This is a genomic window from Pectobacterium fontis, assembly GCF_000803215.1.
Classification (GTDB): domain Bacteria; phylum Pseudomonadota; class Gammaproteobacteria; order Enterobacterales; family Enterobacteriaceae; genus Pectobacterium; species Pectobacterium fontis.
Window position 1 is genome coordinate 26,007 of record NZ_JSXC01000034.1, and the last position, 20,084, is coordinate 46,090.

A 20,084-nucleotide genomic window follows, 5' to 3' on the forward strand; every position below is an offset into this window, starting at 1 on the left:
CGTTAACTGCCGCTTGTCAGTGAGGATAGGCGGCGCATCAAGGGAACCCCCATGTCGATACTGCCTTTGCCTGCTTTACCTGCGCTTCTGACGGAACATTCTCAACGTGCGCTTGCGCGTTTACGGGAAGCCGCACCTGACGAACCGATAACAGACAGCGACGCCGCGGTTGTGGCATTGAGCGATTTTGTCAGCGATGCGCTTGCGCTGCACCCTGACTGGTGGCAAGGGATTCATCAGCAACCGCCGCAGCCTGAAGAGTGGCAGCACTACGGCGACTGGTTGAATAACGCGTTGGCCGATGTTAACGATGAAAATGCGTTGATGGCGGCGCTGCGTCGGTTTCGTCGCCAGATGCTGACGCGAATTGCGTGGTCGCAGGCGCTGCAAACCAGCACGACGGAACACACGCTGCGCCAACTCAGCGAACTGGCCGAGGTGGTGATTGTCGCAGCCAGAAGCTGGCTATATCAGGCCTGTTGCCGCGAGTGGGGAACGCCTTGCAATGCGCAGGGCGTGGCTCAGCCGCTGCTGATTCTTGGCATGGGGAAATTAGGTGGGGGGGAGCTTAACTTCTCTTCGGATATCGACCTGATCTTCGTCTATCCCGAAAATGGCCACACGCAAGGTGGACGGCGTGAATTGGATAACGCGCAGTTCTTCACGCGGCTAGGGCAGCGTCTCATTAAAGTGCTGGATCAGCCGACCGTCGATGGTTTTGTTTACCGTGTGGATATGCGGTTACGCCCCTTTGGTGACAGTGGGCCACTGGTGCTCAGTTTTGCCGCGATGGAAGATTATTATCAGGAACAGGGTCGTGACTGGGAACGTTACGCGATGGTCAAGGCGCGCCTGATGGGCGGCATGGATGATGTCTACAGCCAGGAACTGCGCAGTACGCTGAAGCCTTTCGTCTTCCGTCGTTATATTGATTTCAGCGTGATCCAGTCATTGCGCAATATGAAAGGCATGATTGCTCGTGAAGTGCGCCGACGGGATCTACGCAACAACATCAAGCTGGGAGCGGGCGGGATCCGTGAGATCGAATTTATCACGCAGGTTTTCCAACTGATTCGTGGTGGGCGTGAACCGGGATTACAAGGGCGCTCGCTGCTCCCGACGCTTCAGCATGTTGGAACCCTGGGGCTATTGACCCCGCAGCAGGTGCTCGATCTCAGTCACGCTTATCTGTTCCTGCGTCGTCTGGAGAACCTGTTGCAGGCCATTGCCGATGAGCAGACCCAAACGCTGCCGGGCGATGAACTGAACCAGCAACGGCTGGCATGGGGAATGGGGTTCGACAATTGGGACGCGCTACAATCCATGTTGTCACAGCATATGCAGGCGGTGCGCCACGTATTTGATGACCTGATTGGCGACGATGCGCCAGACAATAATGATATCCCCGAACATAGCAGCTATAGCAGCCTGTGGCAGGACATGTTGGATGACGGCGATCTGGCTCCGTTGACGCCACATCTGACGGAAACCGTGCGTGAAAATCTGATGAAGGCGATTGTCGCGTTCCGTCACGATGTGGCGAAACGCACGATAGGGCCACGCGGGCGGGATGTGCTGGATCAACTGATGCCGTGTTTACTGGCGGAGGTTTGCGCTCGACAGGAAGCCGATACGGTACTGTCTCGGTTGACGCCGTTGCTGCTGGGTATCGTCACTCGTACCACCTATCTTGAATTGTTGCTTGAGTCCCGTGGGGCGCTTGCCCAGTTGATTCGACTGTGTGCGGCTTCGCCGATGGTTGCCAGCCAACTGGCGCGCTATCCCCTTTTGCTGGATGAACTGCTCGATGCATCCACGTTGTATCAGCCGACGGCACCGGGTGCATATGCCGATGAGTTACGTCAGTATTTAATGCGCGTTCCTGAGGACGATGAAGAACAGCAGTTGGAAGCGGTTCGTCAGTTCAAGCAATCACAGCAGTTGCGTATTGCGGCCGGGGATATCGGTGGCGTACTGCCCGTGATGAAAGTGAGCGATCACTTAACGTATTTGGCAGAAGCGATTATTGCCGCAGTGGTTCAGCAGGCGTGGGGGCTGATGGTCGCGCGTTACGGTCAGCCATCCCATTTGCAGCATCGTGAAGGCCGTGGGTTTGCCGTGATTGCCTATGGCAAGCTTGGGGGCTGGGAACTGGGATATAGCTCCGATCTGGATTTGGTGTTCTTGCTGGATTGTCCACCGGATGTGATGACGGATGGCGAACGCAGCATTGATGGTCGCCAGTTTTATCTGCGCCTTGCACAGCGTGTCATGCATCTGTTTAGCACCCGCACATCATCCGGTATTTTGTATGAAGTGGATGCTCGTCTGCGGCCATCGGGCGCGGCCGGCATGCTGGTGAGCACCGTGGAAGCGTTTGATGACTATCAGCGCAATGAAGCATGGACATGGGAGCATCAGGCGCTGGTGCGTGCGCGTATGGTGTACGGCGAAAACGGCGTGCAGCAGACATTCGAGGCTATCCGCCGCCGCATTTTGTGTGCAGCGCGTGATGCAGACACCCTGCGAACCGAAGTGCGCGAGATGCGGGAAAAAATGCGCCAGCATTTGGGGAACAAGGATAAAACACGCTTCGACATCAAAACAGATGCGGGCGGCATTACGGATATCGAATTTATCGCTCAGTATCTGGTTCTGCGTTACGCCGCTCAGGAACCGCGTTTGACCCGCTGGTCAGACAATGTGCGTATTCTGGAACTGATGGCGCAGTATGGCGTGATGGAAGAGAGCGAAGCCAACGCGCTCAAGCTGGCTTACGTCACGATGCGTAATGAGCTACACCATCTGGCATTGCAGGAACACTCCGGGCGAGTCAGTCAGGATCGGTTTGTGGCGGAACGAGAGCAGGTGCGGGTGAGTTGGAATAAATGGCTGGTGGGAGAGTCCGTTCTCCCTTGTTATATCGACAAGGCGTGATGTGATAAATGCCGCGTCGTGGTGACGCGGCGGTGACGTGTAATAATCGTGCCTATGATATTATTACGCGCATTATGCGAAATAAGCCTGGAGTAGAGGATGAAAGTGACGCTGCCTGATTTCCGTCAAGCGGGTGTGTTAGTGGTGGGTGATGTCATGCTGGATCGTTACTGGTATGGGCCAACCAGCCGAATTTCACCAGAGGCACCCGTACCCGTCGTCAAGGTGGATACGATCGAAGAGCGGCCTGGTGGCGCAGCGAACGTCGCGATGAATATCGCCGCGCTGGGTGCGGGGGCGCGGCTGGTGGGGCTAACGGGGATCGATGATGCCGCTCGCGCGCTGAATGCCAAACTTGGCGAAGTGAATGTGAAGTGTGACTTTGTTTCTGTCCCTACGCACCCGACGATTACCAAGCTGCGCGTGCTGTCGCGCAATCAGCAACTGATTCGGTTGGATTTCGAAGAAGGTTTTGAGGGCATTGATCCTCAGCCGATTATCGAACGCATTCAACTGGCGTTGCCGAAGATTGGCGCATTGGTGTTATCTGATTATGCGAAAGGCGCATTAGCGCATGTGCAGACCATGATTCAGACGGCAAAAGCGGCGGGTGTGCCGGTGCTGATCGACCCGAAAGGCACGGATTTTTCTCGCTACCGCGGTGCGACGTTGCTGACGCCAAATCTGTCTGAATTTGAAGCTGTAGCAGGGCGCTGCAAAACGGAAGAAGAGTTAGTTGAACGTGGAATGCAACTAGTCGCGGATTACGACCTGTCTGCGTTGTTGATCACCCGTTCTGAACAAGGGATGACGCTGCTGCAACCGGGTAAAACGCCGCTGCATTTGCCGACGCAGGCGCAAGAAGTGTATGACGTCACCGGTGCTGGCGATACGGTGATTGGCGTGTTGGCTGCTGCGCTGGCGGCAGGTAACCCGCTGGAAGAAGCCTGTTTCCTGGCAAATGCCGCCGCAGGCGTCGTCGTTGGCAAGCTAGGTACGTCAACGGTTACGCCGATTGAACTGGAAAATGCGATCCGTGGCCGCGCCGACACCGGGTTTGGCGTGATGACCGAAGCACAACTGAAGCAGGCGGTTGAACTGGCGCGTCAGCGGGGCGAAAAGATTGTCATGACCAACGGTTGCTTCGATATTCTGCATGCCGGACATGTGTCTTATCTGGCAAATGCTCGCAAACTTGGCGATCGGTTAATCGTTGCGGTAAACAGTGATGCCTCCACCCAGCGTCTGAAGGGGCCGACGCGGCCGGTCAACCCGCTGCCGCAACGGATGATTGTGCTGGGAGCGCTGGAAGCTGTTGATTGGGTCGTGCCGTTTGAGGAAGATACGCCGCAGCGCCTGATTGCCGGCATTCTGCCGGATATTCTGGTGAAAGGCGGAGACTACCAGCCACACCAAATCGCCGGTAGTGAAGAGGTGTGGGCTAACGGCGGTGAAGTGAAAGTTCTGAACTTTGAGGACGGCTGTTCCACGACGAACATCATCAACACGATTAAAGCAAGCACGTCTGAGTCGTAACATAACTGACTGACGGCGCTCGTATAATCCTGACGCCGTTCAGGCCGCACGCTAATGATCCTCGCCTTGTTCATCACGGGCGAGAATCATAACAATCATGACGCCGACAGGGCGACACGTCAGATAAAACAGGTATGAAACCAGTGAAGAAAGAACCAGCCGAAGTGAATGCGGTCGCACTGCGGGCAGCGGAGTTGCGCCGGATCTTACGCCATCACGAATACAAATATCACGTTGAAGATGCGCCCGAAATTCCTGATATCGAATACGACAAGCTCATGCAGGAACTGAAAGCGTTAGAGGCGGAACATCCTGAACTGGTCACCAGCGATTCTCCCACACAGCGCGTGGGGGCGGCACCGCTGGCGGCATTTGAGCAGGTACGCCATGAAGTGCCGATGCTGTCGCTGGACAACGTCTTTGATGAAGAAAGCTATCTGGCTTTCAGCAAGCGAATTGGCGACAGGCTGAAAAACGGCGGCGATCTGACATTCTGCTGCGAGCTGAAATTGGATGGTTTAGCCGTCAGCCTGTTGTATGAAGAGGGCGTTCTGGTGCAGGCGGCCACCCGTGGGGATGGCACGACCGGCGAAAATATCACCAGTAACATCCGTACCGTTGGGGCGATCCCACTGCGCCTTGAGGGAGAAAATATTCCACGTCGTGTTGAAGTGCGCGGTGAAGTGTTCATGAAGCACGCCGGTTTTGAAAAGCTGAATGAAGAAGCGCGCCGCACAGGGAACAAAGTCTTTGCCAACCCGCGTAATGCCGCTGCCGGATCGCTGCGCCAGCTCGACCCACGTATTACGGCTAAACGCCCTCTGACTTTCTTCTGCTATGGTGTCGGCCTGCTGGACGGCGGTGAACTGCCCGCAAGCCATCGGGAACGCCTGATGCAGTTCAAGAGGTGGGGACTGCCAGTGAGCGACAAAATCGAGCTATGCACTGGCCCCGCCGAGGTACTCGATTTTTATCGCAAGGTTGAACAGACCCGCAGTGAATTAGGCTTTGATATTGATGGTGTTGTCGTCAAAGTGGACTCGTTGGAATTGCAAGAACGCTTAGGGTTTGTTGCCCGTGCGCCCCGCTGGGCGGTGGCGTTTAAATTCCCGGCGCAGGAACAACTGACCTGGGTACGCGATGTCGAGTTTCAGGTTGGACGGACAGGAGCGATTACGCCCGTTGCGCGTCTGGAGCCAGTCGCGGTGGCTGGCGTGATCGTCAGCAATGCCACGCTGCATAATGCGGATGAAATTGAGCGACTAGGCTTGCAGATTGGCGATCGCGTCATTGTGCGCCGCGCGGGGGATGTGATCCCGCAGATCGTCGGTATTGTGGAATCTGAACGGCCAGCAACGGTGCAACCGATCGTTTTCCCTGTCGCTTGTCCTGTATGTGGGTCTGACGTGGAACGTGTGGAAGGGGAAGCGGTGACGCGCTGTACCGCTGGATTGATTTGTGGTGCTCAACGTAAAGAGGCGCTGAAGCATTTCGTTTCTCGCCGCGCGCTGGATGTTGAGGGCATGGGCGATAAGATCATCGATCAACTGGTGGAAAAAGAGTACGTCAAGACACCAGCCGATCTGTTTCGCCTGAATGAAACTATTCTCAGCGGGCTGGATCGCATGGGGCCGAAATCCGCGACCAATCTGGTTAATGCGCTGGAGAAGGCGAAAAGTACCACGTTGGCGCGCTTCCTGTATGCGTTGGGGATCCGTGACGTTGGCGAATCGACAGCGGCCAATCTGGCAGCCCATTTTGGTTCGCCGGAAGCGCTTTTTGCCGCCGATGAAGACGCGCTGCTGGCGGTGCCGGATGTCGGTAAAGTCGTTGCCACGCATGTACGTCATTTCCTTGAAGAAGAACACAATCAAACCGTTATTCGCGAACTGACCGATCCCGCTGGCATTAATATTCACTGGCCCGAGGTTAAGATCGTCAATGCGGCAGAGATCGACAGCCCGTTTGCGGGGAAAACGGTGGTGTTGACCGGATCGCTGAGTATTCTGTCTCGTGATGAAGCCAAGGATCGACTTACAGCATTGGGTGCCAAAGTGAGCGGCAGCGTCTCGAAGAAAACCGATATGGTGATCGCGGGTGAAGCCGCAGGCTCTAAGCTGGCCAAGGCTCAAGAGTTGGAGATCCCAGTGATTGATGAGGCGGAAATGATCCGGCTATTGGGAGAGTAAGCGGTGGAAAAAGCAGACCTGATAGACATTGCCACGATGCCGATGCCTTTTGGTAAATACAAAGGGCGAGTGCTGATTGATTTGCCGGAAGAGTACCTGTTGTGGTTTTCCCGCAAGGATGAATTTCCTCAGGGTCGCTTAGGGGAATTGATGCAAATTACGCTGGCAATCAAGATTGAGGGTCTGCAAGGGTTAGTCACACCGCTGAAGCGACCACGAGTCTGACGTATCCTTTCCTGCGAACCCCGTCATGAAAAAGGTCGCTTCAATCAAGCGAATGCTGTTCACTTAAGCATGGATTTAGGGGGAAACACGGTGATGAGGTTCCCGCAGGGATGCCTCACACCGTGGTAGCCCCCGGTATCTCGATCCTTAAACGATCGGTATTACTTCAATCAAGCGACCTTTTACGTTTACTGGCTGCCTCATCCCTGACGCAAACTAGACGTAGATATTAATCTGGTTGTCTGCTGTCGGACGATTAACGCCTTCCTGTTTAGCACTTTGATACGAAGAGGTGGTATCAGACTGCTGTTCTGATTTTTCACTCTGCAAGCGGGCAATTTGTGCCTGTAACGCCTGGATCTGCGCTTGAATTGCCTGCTGTTGTTGTTCGATCAGTTTACGTTCTTCATCGCTTTCTGCGTTGGAAGCAGATTCGGTCAGTTTGCTTACCTGCTTGGTGAGCGCCTGAACCTGTTTGGTTAGCTGCGCAATCTGTTGCTCTGCGGTGCTGCTGCTTTTACTGCTGCTTGCCGTTGTTGTCGATATGCTAATACTACTGATTGTGTTTGACATTTTCCCTCCAGAAAAGATGCCGATATACCCGTCGTACTTCAAATTGCATGTGCGTTGGCTGCATTTAGGGCTATACCCGAATGGCTGGGTATATATCGGTAATTTAAACACTTTCCCTAAGGCGACATTGTTGGCAATGAAATATGAAATACTCATTTTTTTGGCAGTCAATGTAACTAAATGTATCTTTCAGGCGATCGTGGAACACGAAGGGCCGGCAAGAGCGTTTCGTGACTCCCTTGCCAGCGATTGATGCGAGGTTATCCGTTAGCTTCCATATACGTTAATGGCGCTGTTCAGCCGTCTGGCCTGAAGATTTAGCCTTTCAGCGGCTTCTGTTGAGTGCGTAACCATATCGGTATTGCGTTGTGTCATTTGTTCTATCTGGGCGATAGAGGTATTGATCAGGCCTAGCGCAGAGGTTTGCTCATGCGTGGCGTGGCTGATCTCCTTGATCATGGTGGAGACTTGCAGGACTTCATCAACGATATCGCTGATATGTTTGCCTGCGTTTTCTACCATGGTGCTGCCCTGTTTTACATTTTCAACGTTGGTGTCGATCAACGCTTTAATCTCTTTAGCCGCAGAGGCGGAATGCTGCGCTAAATTACGCACCTCGGCGGCTACCACGGCAAACCCTCTCCCCTGTACGCCGGCACGAGCGGCTTCAACGGCGGCATTAAGCGCAAGAATGTTGGTCTGGAAGGCAATACTGTCTATCACGCCAATGATATCAACGATTTTATCGCTGGCACTGGAAATGGAATCCATCATGCCGATAGTTTCCTTCATGATATTGCCGCCTTTTAGCGCGGTGCTGCTAGCGGCTTCCGCCATGGTTGTGGCCTGTGCTGCGGTTTCTGCACTCTGTTGCACGGCAACGGTAATTTCTTCAATCGCGGCAGCGGTTTGTTGCAGGTTTGCCGATGTTTCTTCCGTGCGGGTATTCAGGTCGATATTGTTTTCCGCCAGTTTATGGCTGACATTAGTGATGCCGCCCACCTGTGTGCTGACGTCATCGACCAGCGAATGCAGGTTCAAGCCAAACTGATTGACGGAGCGTAACAGTAAGCCAATTTCGTCTACCCGATTCAGATGGACATGCTTGACTTTACGGCCTGATACCACATGCTGAGCCTGCTTCAGTATCGTTCTGATAGGTCGTGCAATTTGATTTTGCAGAAACTGATCCACGATGACGGTGAGGAACAGCGTCAGCGCTATCAGCCACAGCGGATTTATTCCACTGAACGCGAGCAGAGCGGGAATAAGCCCGACTGCCAAGACCGCGATGCGCAAACGCCAGCGAACGGACAATTTTTGCAGGATAGACAGAGGGGAAAGGAGTCCGGTACGAACGACCAGCCCTTTGTAGAATTTACGGTTGCCCGCCTGCTTTTTCTGCACGGCGCTATACAGCGTTTCGGCAGACTTGATTTCTTCAGCGCTGGGCGTGTTGCGTACCGAGATATACCCGGCGAGCTGCTCCTGCTGATAAACCGGTGTAACGTTGGCGCGAACCCAATAATGGTCGCCGTTGTTGCGACGGTTTTTGACGAGTCCTGTCCAGCTATCGCCCTGTTTTAAGGTAAACCACAGGTCTGCATAGGCTTCAACAGGCATATCTGGATGACGCACAATATTGTGAGGCTGGTTGATGAGTTGCTCTTCAGAAAAACCGCTAACCTTAATGAAGGCAGAATTGGCATAGGTAATGTGGCTGTGAATATTTGTTGTGGACATCAATATGGTGTCCATATCTAACAGATACTCCTGCTGTGTAACAGGTGTATTCAATCTCATGAGAAACCCCGGCGTATGTATCCCACTCAGTTTCTTGGTTCAACCAGATCGATCGCTTTTCTCGCTTTAACCGTTCTGATTCTTACAGCGGTTAAAGCGCGGTGAGTTACCGCGTGGTACGTCCCATGAAATCTGTCAGGCATATTGCTGTGTAAAGATTCAAGTTATTCAAATGGGTATACTGAAATTTTTTTGGTATCTTAGAACCTACTCCATTAGGCTATTTTATTGGCCATTTTGAACTTGGGCAGTACTCGCACAAGCGCAATTGCATATAAATGTCCTTTGTGGCAGCCCTCCGAGGGAGCGTAACGAATGATCCTCACGTACTACATGTGCGTTTCGGTTTCTGTACGCTGTCCGTGTCCAAGCTAACGGTAACAATAGCGCCTACTGGAATGGGGGTTTTCTCGCTTATATAAAATAATGCTAAGCATTCTTTATAAAAATCGGGATATTAACCCAGTGTTGTGCGTGATAATGGTGTCATAACTTTATTGTAACGAGTATCTATCCGTGTCAGCACGCTATTCCAACAGAAGTAAATTTATTATGAGGGCAATTATCCTGTCAATTGATTCATTTTACTGGCAATAAATAATTGCTAAAAACATGATTAAGAATAGGTTAAGGGGGGATAGGTTTTTTTTAAAAGTGGTTTGGTGAATCGGTAATATTGATGGTAAAAATAATTATTTGTTAATTTTTTTATATTTTTTCTTTGCGTGAGTGGGGTTAAATGTTGCCGCTCTGCTATTTATTCTTTTAATTAGTACTTTTGGTTCGTTCTTATTGAGACTGAATTTATTGTAGATCAAATAACATCATCCGCAGGCCAGTCATCGCTCTGGCCTGCGGAAAGATAATCAGGTCACTGGTGCTGGATTGAAAACGGCCAGCGCATTATGAAGCCCCCATTGATCGGACCAGGTTTTTTTCTTGCCGCTGGCGATATCCAAAATAAAGTGGAAAAGCTGCCAGCCCACATCTTCGATCGTCGCCTCTCCGGTAGCAATCGTACCGGCATCAATATCCATCAGATCGTGCCAGCGATTTGCCAATGCGGTACGTGTCGCCATTTTGATTACAGGTACAGCCAGCAGGCCATAAGGCGTACCGCGACCCGTGGTGAAGACTTGCACGGTAATACCAGATGCAAGCTGCTGAGTGCCACACACAAAGTCGCTGGCTGGGGTTGCCGCATAAATCAACCCGCGCTTGGTTGGGCGCTGACCGGGAGACAGAACTTCGACAATCGCGCTGGTGCCTGATTTGGCTATTGAGCCGAGTGCTTTTTCCACCACATTGGCGAGGCCACCTTTTTTATTGCCCGGTGATGGATTGGCGCTACGGTCGGTCTGACCGCTATCGAGATAGTTATCGTACCAGGCCATTTCCTCCAGCAGACGTTTACCCACCTCTTCATTAATGGCGCGCGGCGTTAGCAAATGAATGGCATCGCGCACTTCGGTCACTTCGGAGAACATGACGGTTGCGCCGCAACGAACCAGCAGGTCGGATGCAAAACCAACGGCTGGGTTAGCGGTGACGCCGGAGAACGCATCGCTGCCGCCACACTGCATACCGACAACCAGTTCTGAAGCAGGGCATGTCTCACGCTGACGTTTGTTCAAGCGTTGCAGGTGTTTGTCTGCCATGGTCAGGATGTCATCCACCATCGATCTGAAGCCGACATGATGTTCATCTTGCAAGCGAACGATGCTGGTATCATCAAGGGAAATGGCCTGCACATCCGGCGTCCCTTCCAGCAGGCGCTCCGGTTGCAATTTTTCACAGCCCAGGCCCACCACCATTATTTCGCCGCCAAAATTCGGGTTCAGCGCCAGGTTATGAATGGTGCGGATTGGCACTATCGCCGCGGGGGCATTGATCGCCACGCCACAGCCGTAGAGATGATTGAGCGCGACCACGCCATCCACATTGGGATAGTTAGGCAATAAGTCTCGCTCGATAATTTTAACTACATAGTCCACCACGCCTGCGACGCAGTGTACGCTGGTCGTGATACCTAACAGATTTTTTGTGCCCACGCTGCCATCGGCGTTACGGTAACCTTCAAAGGTGTAGCCTTCCAGCGGAGGAAGAGAGGGGGGAATTTTTGTCGCCAGCGGCAGAGTGTCCAGCGCAGGTGCTTGGGGTAACTCAACCAGAGACTCGTCAATCCAGCTTCCTTTGGCAATATCGCGCAACGCATACCCGATAATTTCACCATAGCGAATAATTGCGCCGGATTTGGCGATATCTATAAGAGCCACTTTGTGACCCTGTGGAACATGCTCAATTAATTCCAGATTATCATTAAAACGGGTTCCGGCACGTAAGCCATTATTATTAACAACAATGGCAACATTATCAGAATCGTGAACTTTAATATAAAGTGGCTGCTCTTGTGCAGCATTACTTTCTGATTTATCTGACATGATGCAAGCCTGTATTATTGGTTTATCAGAAACGCGGTGGTAACTATTACCATGCGATGACTTCATTGCTCGCCAATGAGTATACGTGAGGTTCTCTTCTCGTACATTATGCAATTGACCTAAGTCAGGGTTTTTTGTGCCTTATTTGTCAGGCGAAGATCCAATTTTTGGTGAGTTTGATCACATTCCCTCTATGCGCTTTTTTTAAGGGGGGAATGAACATAATGCGTATAAAGGTAAAAAGAGAATAATGATATTTTTCGTGAAATACCTCGCATTAGATAGGGCAAGTGCACCAACATATTCAAAAGGACATTTTTAATGTTGGGCTTTTATCTAGTGAGCGGCAAGCAGGTAAAAATTATAATGTTGCTGCGAGTTGAAGGTGTCAGCTAATTACGTTGAGGCTATATAGCCTGGCTATTCGCAAAAAAATAAAGATGGAAATATTCACTATCCACTGATCTTCATTCTGATAACCCTACACCGTTATCTGTTATTCGGAATGAATGAGCGAACCGCGATTGAAGCAGGAGTTCATCATGAATACAGTAAGCTCAGCGGCTGGCGCGATACAAAAGAGAACAAACGCCCGCTACTGGATTGTCGTGATGTTGTTTATTGTCACGTCATTTAACTATGGAGACCGTGCGACCTTATCCATTGCTGGTTCAGCAATGTCTAAGGAGATAGGGTTGGATGCGGTAGGGATGGGATATATCTTCTCTGCATTCTCTTGGGCATACGTTATTGGGCAAATACCTGGAGGCTGGTTGCTCGATCGCTTTGGCTCAAAGAAAGTCTACTTCTACAGTATTTTGACCTGGTCGATTTTTACCTTATTACAAGGCTTTGTTGATATCTTCAGCGGCGCGGGCATTGTCATTTCTTTGTTCTTCCTGCGCTTTATGGTTGGTTTGTGTGAATCACCATCGTTCCCAGGTAATAGCCGAATTGTGGCTGCCTGGTTCCCTGCGCAAGAGCGTGGCACCGCCGTAGCGATATTCAACTCGGCACAGTACTTCGCCACGGTAATTTTTGCCCCCATCATGGGCTGGTTGGTACACGCCGTGGGTTGGGCGCATGTGTTCTGGTTCATGGGCGGGTTGGGGATCATTCTGAGTTTTGTCTGGCTGAAAGCTATCCACGATCCGAAGGATCACCCTGGCGTTAACCAAGCCGAATTGGATTACATTGAGGCCGGCGGCGCGTTGATTAATATGGATGCCAAAGGGACGAAAAAAATAACCGAAAAAGGTGAAAAATGGCACCAAATCAAGCAATTAATGCAATCTCGTATGATGCTTGGTGTGTACATCGGTCAATATTGTATTAATGCTCTGACCTACTTTTTTATCACCTGGTTCCCGCTTTATCTGGTTCAGGCTCGCGGTATGTCGATCCTCAAAGCAGGGTTTGTTGCCTCTGTTCCTGCTATTTGTGGTTTTGTGGGCGGGGTGCTGGGGGGGATCATTTCCGATTACCTGATGCGCAGAACCCATTCCCTGACGTTTGCCCGTAAAACACCTATCGTTCTCGGTATGTTGCTCTCCATGTCGATGGTGATTTGTAATTACGTGGAAACGGAATGGGTCGTCATTGCGGTGATGTCTGCGGCCTTTTTTGGTAAAGGTATTGGTGCGCTGGGCTGGGCGGTCATGGCCGATACGGCACCGAAAGAAATCAGCGGGTTAAGCGGTGGCCTGTTCAATATGTTCGGTAATGCGTCGGGTATTGTGACGCCGATTGCGATTGGCTACATCATCGGAATGACCGGTTCGTTCAATGGCGGTCTGGTGTATGTCGGGATCCACGCGCTGGTTGCCATCGTCAGCTACTTGTTCATTGTGCAGGATATTAAACGTATCGAGTTAAAGCCGTTCGTTAAGCAGTAAGGCCATTCGTGGCGGTATAAGTCTGAATATCGGCAATAACATCACACGCTACGCTATCAGTATGATAGCGCAGCGTTTCGCTATTAGAGACGTCGTTTATTTATGTGATGAAAAACCGGGTTTTACCTATTCGGAATTAAGGGCAACGGTACGTATTTTGGTGTTTATAAGGCGGAAATTCGCTTTTCCCGGTTTTCGTGAAATACCTCCCATTAGCCTGTGATAATGACATATTTAATCTGCATTTCGACAGGGAATGCTGTGCTATTGCCCAATGAGTTGTGAAATAAGAAAACTTATACTTTTTACTGAAAGCGGTATGGATGACGACACGGCTTTCCTGACGGGTTTAATTCGCTATTAAGGTCGTTATACCTGTTTTTATTCTGATAACCCTACAAGCATTGTTTATTTGATATCAGCGTAAAAACACGGTCGCGCTAATAAAGTAGGAAAACAACATGAAATTATCTACTGGTGCACCATTGGTTTTTTATTTTTGTATGGCTGATTTATTTTCATCCGTCTCAACGCCATCCTGTATTTTGGCAACCATAGGAAATCTAACTGTCAATGCTGTTCGCTCGATTCATGAGGGGGAACGGTAATGACCAAGTTGTCTGCGACCCCTGTAATTACCGACATGAAAGTCATCCCCGTCGCGGGCTATGACAGCATGTTGCTGAACATCGGTGGGGCTCATGGTGCTTACTTCACGCGTAATCTCGTCATTTTAACCGACAGCGCCGGGCATACCGGTGTTGGCGAAGCGCCCGGTGGTGATGTTATTTACAACACGCTGGTTGAGGCCATTCCCCGTGTAAAAGGCGAACAAATCTCTCGCATGAACCGTTTGGTGTATGACATCCATGTCGGCAACCAATCTTCTGATTTTGATTCTTTCGGCAAGGGCGCCTGGACGTTTGAACTGCGTGTGAACGCGGTGGCTGCACTCGAAGCGGCGCTGCTCGATTTGCTGGGGCAATTCATGGGTGTCCCCGTTGCGGAGCTGCTCGGGCCGGGTAAACAGCGTGATGACGTCACCGTGCTTGGCTATTTGTTCTATATCGGCGACCGCACGAAGACGGATTTGCCTTACCTGACGGGCGAAAAAGGCAAGCACGAGTGGTATCACCTGCGTCACCAGAAGGCGATGGACAGCGACGCGATTGTGCGTTTGGCCGAAGCCACGACAGACCGCTACGGATTTAAAGATTTCAAACTCAAAGGGGGCGTGCTGCCCGGCGAGCAGGAAATTGATGCCGTGAAAGCACTGAAAAAGCGTTTCCCCGATGCCCGTATTACCGTCGATCCCAACGGTGCCTGGCTGCTGGATGAAGCCATTCGACTGTGCAAAGACATGAAGGGCATTCTGACCTATGCGGAAGATCCGTGCGGCGCGGAACAAGGGTTCTCTGGGCGTGAGGTAATGGCGGAATTCCGCCGGGCTACCGGCCTGCCGGTAGCGACCAACATGATTGCCACCAACTGGCGTGAAATGAACCATGCCGTGATGTTGCAGGCGGTCGATATTCCGTTAGCCGATCCGCATTTCTGGACGATGCACGGCGCAGTGCGCGTCGCTCAGATGTGTGATGAGTGGGGGCTAACATGGGGCTGCCATTCCAATAACCACTTTGATATCTCTCTGGCGATGTTCACGCATGTCGGTGCGGCGGCACCGGGTAATCCGACGGCAATTGATACGCACTGGATCTGGCAGGAAGGGCAGCACCTGACCAAAGAGCCGCTGCAAATCGTCAACGGCAAAATTAAGCTGCCGGAGCGGCCTGGTCTGGGGATTGAACTGGATATGGCACAGGTCATAAAAGCTCATGAACGGTACAAAACACTACCAAGCGGAGCACGTAACGATGCCACCGCCATGCAATACCTGATTCCCGGTTGGACATTTGACCGCAAACGTCCGGTTTTTGGTCGTTAGCCCTACAGAGAAAAATAAGAGAGAAAGGATAAGAAAATGACATTGCAAAGTTCAACGCCAGTGATTACCCACATGCAGGTGATTCCGGTTGCAGGTCACGACAGTATGTTGCTTAACCTGAGTGGCGCGCATGCACCCTATTTCACTCGCAATATTGTGATTCTGAAAGATAACGCCGGGAATACCGGTGTGGGTGAAATCCCCGGTGGTGAGAAAATCCGCCAAACGCTGGAGGAGGCTGCTGCGCTGGTGGTGGGGAAAACGCTGGGTGAATACAAAAACGTGATGACCGCGGTGCGCAAACAGTTTGCCGATCGTGACGCCTCCGGGCGCGGTTTACAGACGTTCGATCTGCGTACCACCATCCATGTTGTCACGGCGATTGAAGCCGCGATGCTCGATCTGCTGGGGCAGTTTCTCAATGTTAGCGTGGCCTCGCTGCTGGGGGATGGTCAACAGCGTGATGCCGTGGAGATGCTGGGGTATCTGTTCTACATCGGCGATCGCAATAAAACCGATTTGCCTTACCAGAATCAGGCTAACGAGAAATGCGACTGGTATCGCCTGCGTCACGAAGAAGCGCTGACGCCAGACACCATCGTGCGTTTGGCTGAAGCCGCGTACGAAAAATATGGTTTCAACGATTTCAAACTGAAAGGCGGTGTACTCGCAGGTAGCGAAGAGGCCGAGGCGGTAACTGCGCTGGCGCAACGCTTCCCGCAGGCGCGCATTACGCTGGATCCGAACGGAGCCTGGTCGCTGGATGAGGCGATTGGCTTGGGCAAACAGCTACGCGGCGTACTGGCGTATGCCGAAGATCCGTGCGGTGCGGAACAAGGTTTCTCCGGGCGTGAAGTGATGGCCGAGTTCCGCCGGGCGACGGGGCTACCTACTGCCACCAACATGATCGCCACCGACTGGCGACAGATGGGGCACACGATTTCACTGCAATCGGTCGATATCCCGTTGGCCGATCCGCACTTCTGGACGATGCAAGGATCTGTTCGTGTGGCGCAAATGTGCCACGAATGGGGCTTAACCTGGGGTTCTCACTCCAATAACCACTTTGATATTTCGTTGGCCATGTTTACCCAGGTCGCGGCAGCGGCACCGGGAAAAATTACGGCGATTGATACGCACTGGATCTGGCAAGAAGGCAATCAACGCCTGACGAAAGAACCGTTGCAGATTGTGGGCGGCAGGGTGGAAGTGCCGAAGAAACCGGGTCTGGGCATCGAGCTGGATATGGATCAGGTGATAAAAGCACACGAACGGTATAAAAACATGGGATTAGGCGCACGTAACGATGCAATAGGAATGCAGTACCTTATCCCTGAGTGGACGTTTGATAATAAACGTCCGTGTCTGGTTCGCTAACGTTCTGATTTTCCGTTTTTTGATCGCGCCGCTTCAGGCAAGCGGCGCTGGAATGACTGAGGATAAAAAATGAAGACTCCGCTGTTACCTAACCGTTTTCGCCAAGATTTGCAGCAGGGGAAAACGTTGATTGGCTGCTGGTGTGCGCTGGGCAACCCGATTTCCACTGAAGTGTTGGGGCTGGCGGGATTCGACTGGCTGGTACTGGATGGCGAGCACGCGCCTAACGATATCGTGACGTTTATTCCTCAGCTCATGGCGCTGAAAGGCAGCCACAGTGCGCCCGTCGTTCGCCCACCGTGCAATGAGCCGATCATCATCAAACGCTTATTGGATATTGGATTCAATAACTTCCTGATTCCTTTCGTGGAAACGGCAGAAGAAGCCGCTCGTGCGGTGGCGTCAACCCGTTATCCGCCCGCGGGCATTCGCGGGGTTTCCGTGGCCCATCGTAGTAACTGCTATGGCACGGAACCGGATTATTTCGCCAAGATTAATGACTGCATTACCGTCGTGGTGCAAATCGAAAGTCAGGACGGCCTCGACAATCTGGATGCGATTATTGCGGTTGACGGCGTGGACGGTGTGTTCGTTGGCCCAAGCGACCTGTCTGCGGCACTGGGTTATCTCGGTCAGCCGAACCATCCTGATGTGCAGAAAGCGATCCGCCACATCTTCGATCGCGCTGCGGCACATAACAAACCGTGCGGCATTCTGGCTCCGGTTGAAGCCGATGCACGTCGCTATCTGGAATGGGGGGCAAGTTTTGTCGCGGTTGGTAGCGATCTGGGCGTGTTCCGTAGTGCGACTCAGGCGCTGAGCGACAAGTACAAGAAGTAATTCAGAGATTCCGCCGCGAATCGAATCCGCTATGAGGTGGGTTCATCGTGAATTGAAGTGATATCTACATCAGACAATGAGGTTAGGGCGATGAAAATTGGTTTTATTGGACTGGGCATCATGGGAAAACCGATGAGTAAAAATCTGCTGAAAGCAGGTTACTCATTAGTCGTGATGGACAGAAATTTGGACGCGGTGGCGGAAGTAGTTGCCGCGGGTGCCACGGCGGCTGAAACGCCGAAACAGGTGGCGGAACAGTGCGACGTCATCATCACCATGCTGCCTAACTCTCCGCATGTTAAAGAGGTGGTGCTGGGTGAAAACGGCGTCATCGACGGTGCGCGTGTCGGAAGCATTGTGGTGGATATGAGTTCAATCGCACCACTCGCCAGCCGTGAAATTGCGACGGCACTGGCGGAAAAAGAGATTGCCATGTTGGACGCGCCGGTCAGCGGCGGAGAGCCTAAAGCGATTGATGGCACGCTGTCCGTGATGGTGGGCGGTGACAAAGCGCAGTTTGACCGCTGCTTTGAGATTCTGAAATCCATGGCTGGCTCCGTGGTACATACCGGTGACATCGGTGCAGGTAATGTGACCAAATTGGCGAACCAGGTGATTGTGGCACTGAACATTGCCGCCATGTCTGAGGCGCTAGTGCTGGCAACGAAAGCAGGCGTTAACCCGGATCTGGTTTATCAGGCGATCCGCGGCGGGCTGGCGGGCAGCACCGTGCTGGATGCGAAAGCGCCGATGGTAATGGATCGTAACTTTAAGCCGGGTTTCCGCATCGATCTGCATATCAAAGATTTGGCGAATGCGCTGGATACCTCGCACGGCGTTGGTGCGCAGTTGCCCTTAACGGCGGCGGTGATGGAAATGATGCAGGCGCTGAAAGCAGACGATCTGGGATCGGCCGACCACAGCGCACTGGCGTGTTACTACGAAAAGCTGGCTAAAGTGGAAGTCACGCGATAATCCGTGAAGCGAGAGTCACGAGGCTGGCACGGTGTGCCAGCCGACTGGCAGAGGATCATTCTGATCGACCGACTGGATTTCAGGAGCTTCTGCCCTGAAAGTTGGTGGGTATAAGCGCCGTTTCATGAGCGCGCGGATTATTGATGCAATCGGAACGTTGATGAAATCGGATCGTTTATGAAAATAGTGATCGCACCGGATTCTTATAAAGAAAGCCTGTCTGCACAAGAGGTTGCCACGCAGATTGAAAAGGGATTTCGTGAAATATTTCCCGATGCCTGCTATGTCAAATTGCCCGTTGCAGATGGTGGGGAAGGCACCGTTGAAGCCATGGTCGCGGCGACCGATGGTAAGATTGTGAATGTTAAGGTGACAGGGCCGTTAGGCGATCGTATTGACGCGTTCTTCGGTCTGTCTGGTGATGAAAAAACAGCATTTATTGAGATGGCGGCGGCAAGCGGTCTGGAAAGCGTGCCTGCACAACGGCGTAATCCGTTGAAGACCACCAGCTATGGCACGGGCGAGTTGATTCGCTGCGCGTTGGATCACGGTGTTCAACACTGCATTATCGGAATTGGCGGGAGTGCCACCAATGATGGCGGGTCGGGCATGGTGCAGGCGCTGGGCGCGAAATTGCTGGATCAGCAGGACGAACAGATTGGTTTTGGTGGTGGTGAACTCGATAAACTGGTGCGTATTGATATCAGCGAACTGGATGAACGTATTAAACGCTGCCGTTTTGAAGTGGCCTGCGATGTAACCAATCCATTGACGGGGAAACAGGGCGCATCGGCGATTTTTGGCCCTCAGAAGGGCGCAACGCCGCAAATGATTAAGCAGTTGGATAATGCGCTGAAGCATTATGCGGCGGTGATCCGTCAGGATCTGGACAGGGACGTGGAACACGTTCCCGGATCGGGCGCTGCGGGGGGGATGGGCGCGGCGTTACAGGCATTTTGCGACGCTGAACTTCGTCAGGGGATTGAGATAGTGACGGAAGCGTTGGGGTTGGATGAACTGGTACGTGATGCCACGCTGGTGATTACCGGAGAAGGGCGCATCGACAGCCAGACGATCCACGGTAAAGTGCCGATTGGCGTGGCGCGAGTTGCCAAACAGTATAATAAACCGGTGATTGGGATTGCAGGCAGCCTGACGGCAGATGTTGGTGTGGTACATGAACATGGGCTGGATGCCGTATTCAGCGTGCTTTACAACATTTGCTCCCTCGAAGAAGCGCTGGATAATGCGGCGGAGAATGTGCGGATGGCGGCGCGTAATATCGCTGCTACGATCCGGCTGGCACAGTCGGTATCGTGTTGATTGCCATCGTGATGCGATGACGCTA

The 20,084-nt window shown here is 52.3% G+C and carries 13 protein-coding genes; 10 read left to right on the top strand and 3 right to left on the bottom strand.

The features are described 5' to 3' along the window. Positions 1–51: 51 nt before the first annotated feature. The 4 genes from glnE to OI69_RS11410 all read left to right on the top strand — a co-directional run bounded on the left by glnE (position 52) and on the right by OI69_RS11410 (position 6,887). Positions 52–2,937, top strand: a complete 2,886-nt coding sequence (gene glnE, locus OI69_RS11395; RefSeq protein WP_052198359.1) for a bifunctional [glutamate--ammonia ligase]-adenylyl-L-tyrosine phosphorylase/[glutamate--ammonia-ligase] adenylyltransferase — start codon at positions 52–54, stop codon at positions 2,935–2,937. Between the two features lie 99 nt (positions 2,938–3,036). Then, complete coding sequence (gene hldE / locus OI69_RS11400; protein WP_039350259.1) at positions 3,037–4,473, top strand: bifunctional D-glycero-beta-D-manno-heptose-7-phosphate kinase/D-glycero-beta-D-manno-heptose 1-phosphate adenylyltransferase HldE; 1,437 nt, start codon at positions 3,037–3,039, stop codon at positions 4,471–4,473. A gap of 134 nt (positions 4,474–4,607) precedes the next feature. Next, the gene (ligA, locus tag OI69_RS11405; protein ID WP_052198360.1) at positions 4,608–6,662 is read left to right on the top strand and encodes an NAD-dependent DNA ligase LigA; all 2,055 of its coding nucleotides are present in this window, start codon (positions 4,608–4,610) and stop codon (positions 6,660–6,662) included. Between the two features lie 3 nt (positions 6,663–6,665). After that, positions 6,666–6,887 (top strand): DUF3820 family protein, encoded by a 222-nt coding sequence (locus OI69_RS11410; protein ID WP_039350261.1) that lies wholly within the window; start codon positions 6,666–6,668, stop codon positions 6,885–6,887. Between the two features lie 216 nt (positions 6,888–7,103). On the opposite strand, the gene OI69_RS11415 is transcribed toward OI69_RS11410, so the two are convergent. The 3 genes from OI69_RS11415 to garD form a co-directional block, all read right to left on the bottom strand. Continuing rightward, positions 7,104–7,460 carry a FlxA-like family protein gene (locus OI69_RS11415; RefSeq protein ID WP_039350263.1) on the bottom strand — a complete coding sequence of 119 codons (357 nt, stop codon included), beginning with the start codon at positions 7,458–7,460 and terminating at the stop codon, positions 7,104–7,106. A gap of 267 nt (positions 7,461–7,727) precedes the next feature. Beyond that, complete coding sequence (locus OI69_RS11425; protein ID WP_052198361.1) at positions 7,728–9,263, bottom strand: methyl-accepting chemotaxis protein; 1,536 nt, start codon at positions 9,261–9,263, stop codon at positions 7,728–7,730. A gap of 866 nt (positions 9,264–10,129) precedes the next feature. After that, on the bottom strand, positions 10,130–11,704 hold the full coding sequence (gene garD, locus OI69_RS11430) for a galactarate dehydratase (protein ID WP_039350272.1): 1,575 nt from the start codon (positions 11,702–11,704) through the stop codon (positions 10,130–10,132). A gap of 542 nt (positions 11,705–12,246) precedes the next feature. Here garD and OI69_RS11435 point away from each other — a divergent pair. The 6 genes from OI69_RS11435 to OI69_RS11460 all read left to right on the top strand — a co-directional run bounded on the left by OI69_RS11435 (position 12,247) and on the right by OI69_RS11460 (position 20,059). After that, positions 12,247–13,599, top strand: a complete 1,353-nt coding sequence (locus tag OI69_RS11435; protein ID WP_039350274.1) for an MFS transporter — start codon at positions 12,247–12,249, stop codon at positions 13,597–13,599. Positions 13,600–14,206: 607 nt separating this feature from the next. After that, positions 14,207–15,544 (top strand): enolase C-terminal domain-like protein, encoded by a 1,338-nt coding sequence (locus OI69_RS11440; RefSeq protein ID WP_039350276.1) that lies wholly within the window; start codon positions 14,207–14,209, stop codon positions 15,542–15,544. A gap of 36 nt (positions 15,545–15,580) precedes the next feature. Then, complete coding sequence (gene gudD, locus OI69_RS11445; RefSeq protein ID WP_039350278.1) at positions 15,581–16,921, top strand: glucarate dehydratase; 1,341 nt, start codon at positions 15,581–15,583, stop codon at positions 16,919–16,921. A gap of 69 nt (positions 16,922–16,990) precedes the next feature. Then, complete coding sequence (gene garL, locus OI69_RS11450) at positions 16,991–17,761, top strand: 2-dehydro-3-deoxyglucarate aldolase (RefSeq protein ID WP_039350288.1); 771 nt, start codon at positions 16,991–16,993, stop codon at positions 17,759–17,761. A gap of 60 nt (positions 17,762–17,821) precedes the next feature. Next, positions 17,822–18,736, top strand: a complete 915-nt coding sequence (gene garR / locus OI69_RS11455; RefSeq protein ID WP_268809430.1) for a 2-hydroxy-3-oxopropionate reductase — start codon at positions 17,822–17,824, stop codon at positions 18,734–18,736. 177 nt (positions 18,737–18,913) lie between these two features. Beyond that, a complete protein-coding gene (locus OI69_RS11460) occupies positions 18,914–20,059 on the top strand; it encodes a glycerate kinase (protein ID WP_039350292.1) in 1,146 nt (381 codons plus the stop codon). Positions 20,060–20,084 lie beyond the last annotated feature (25 nt).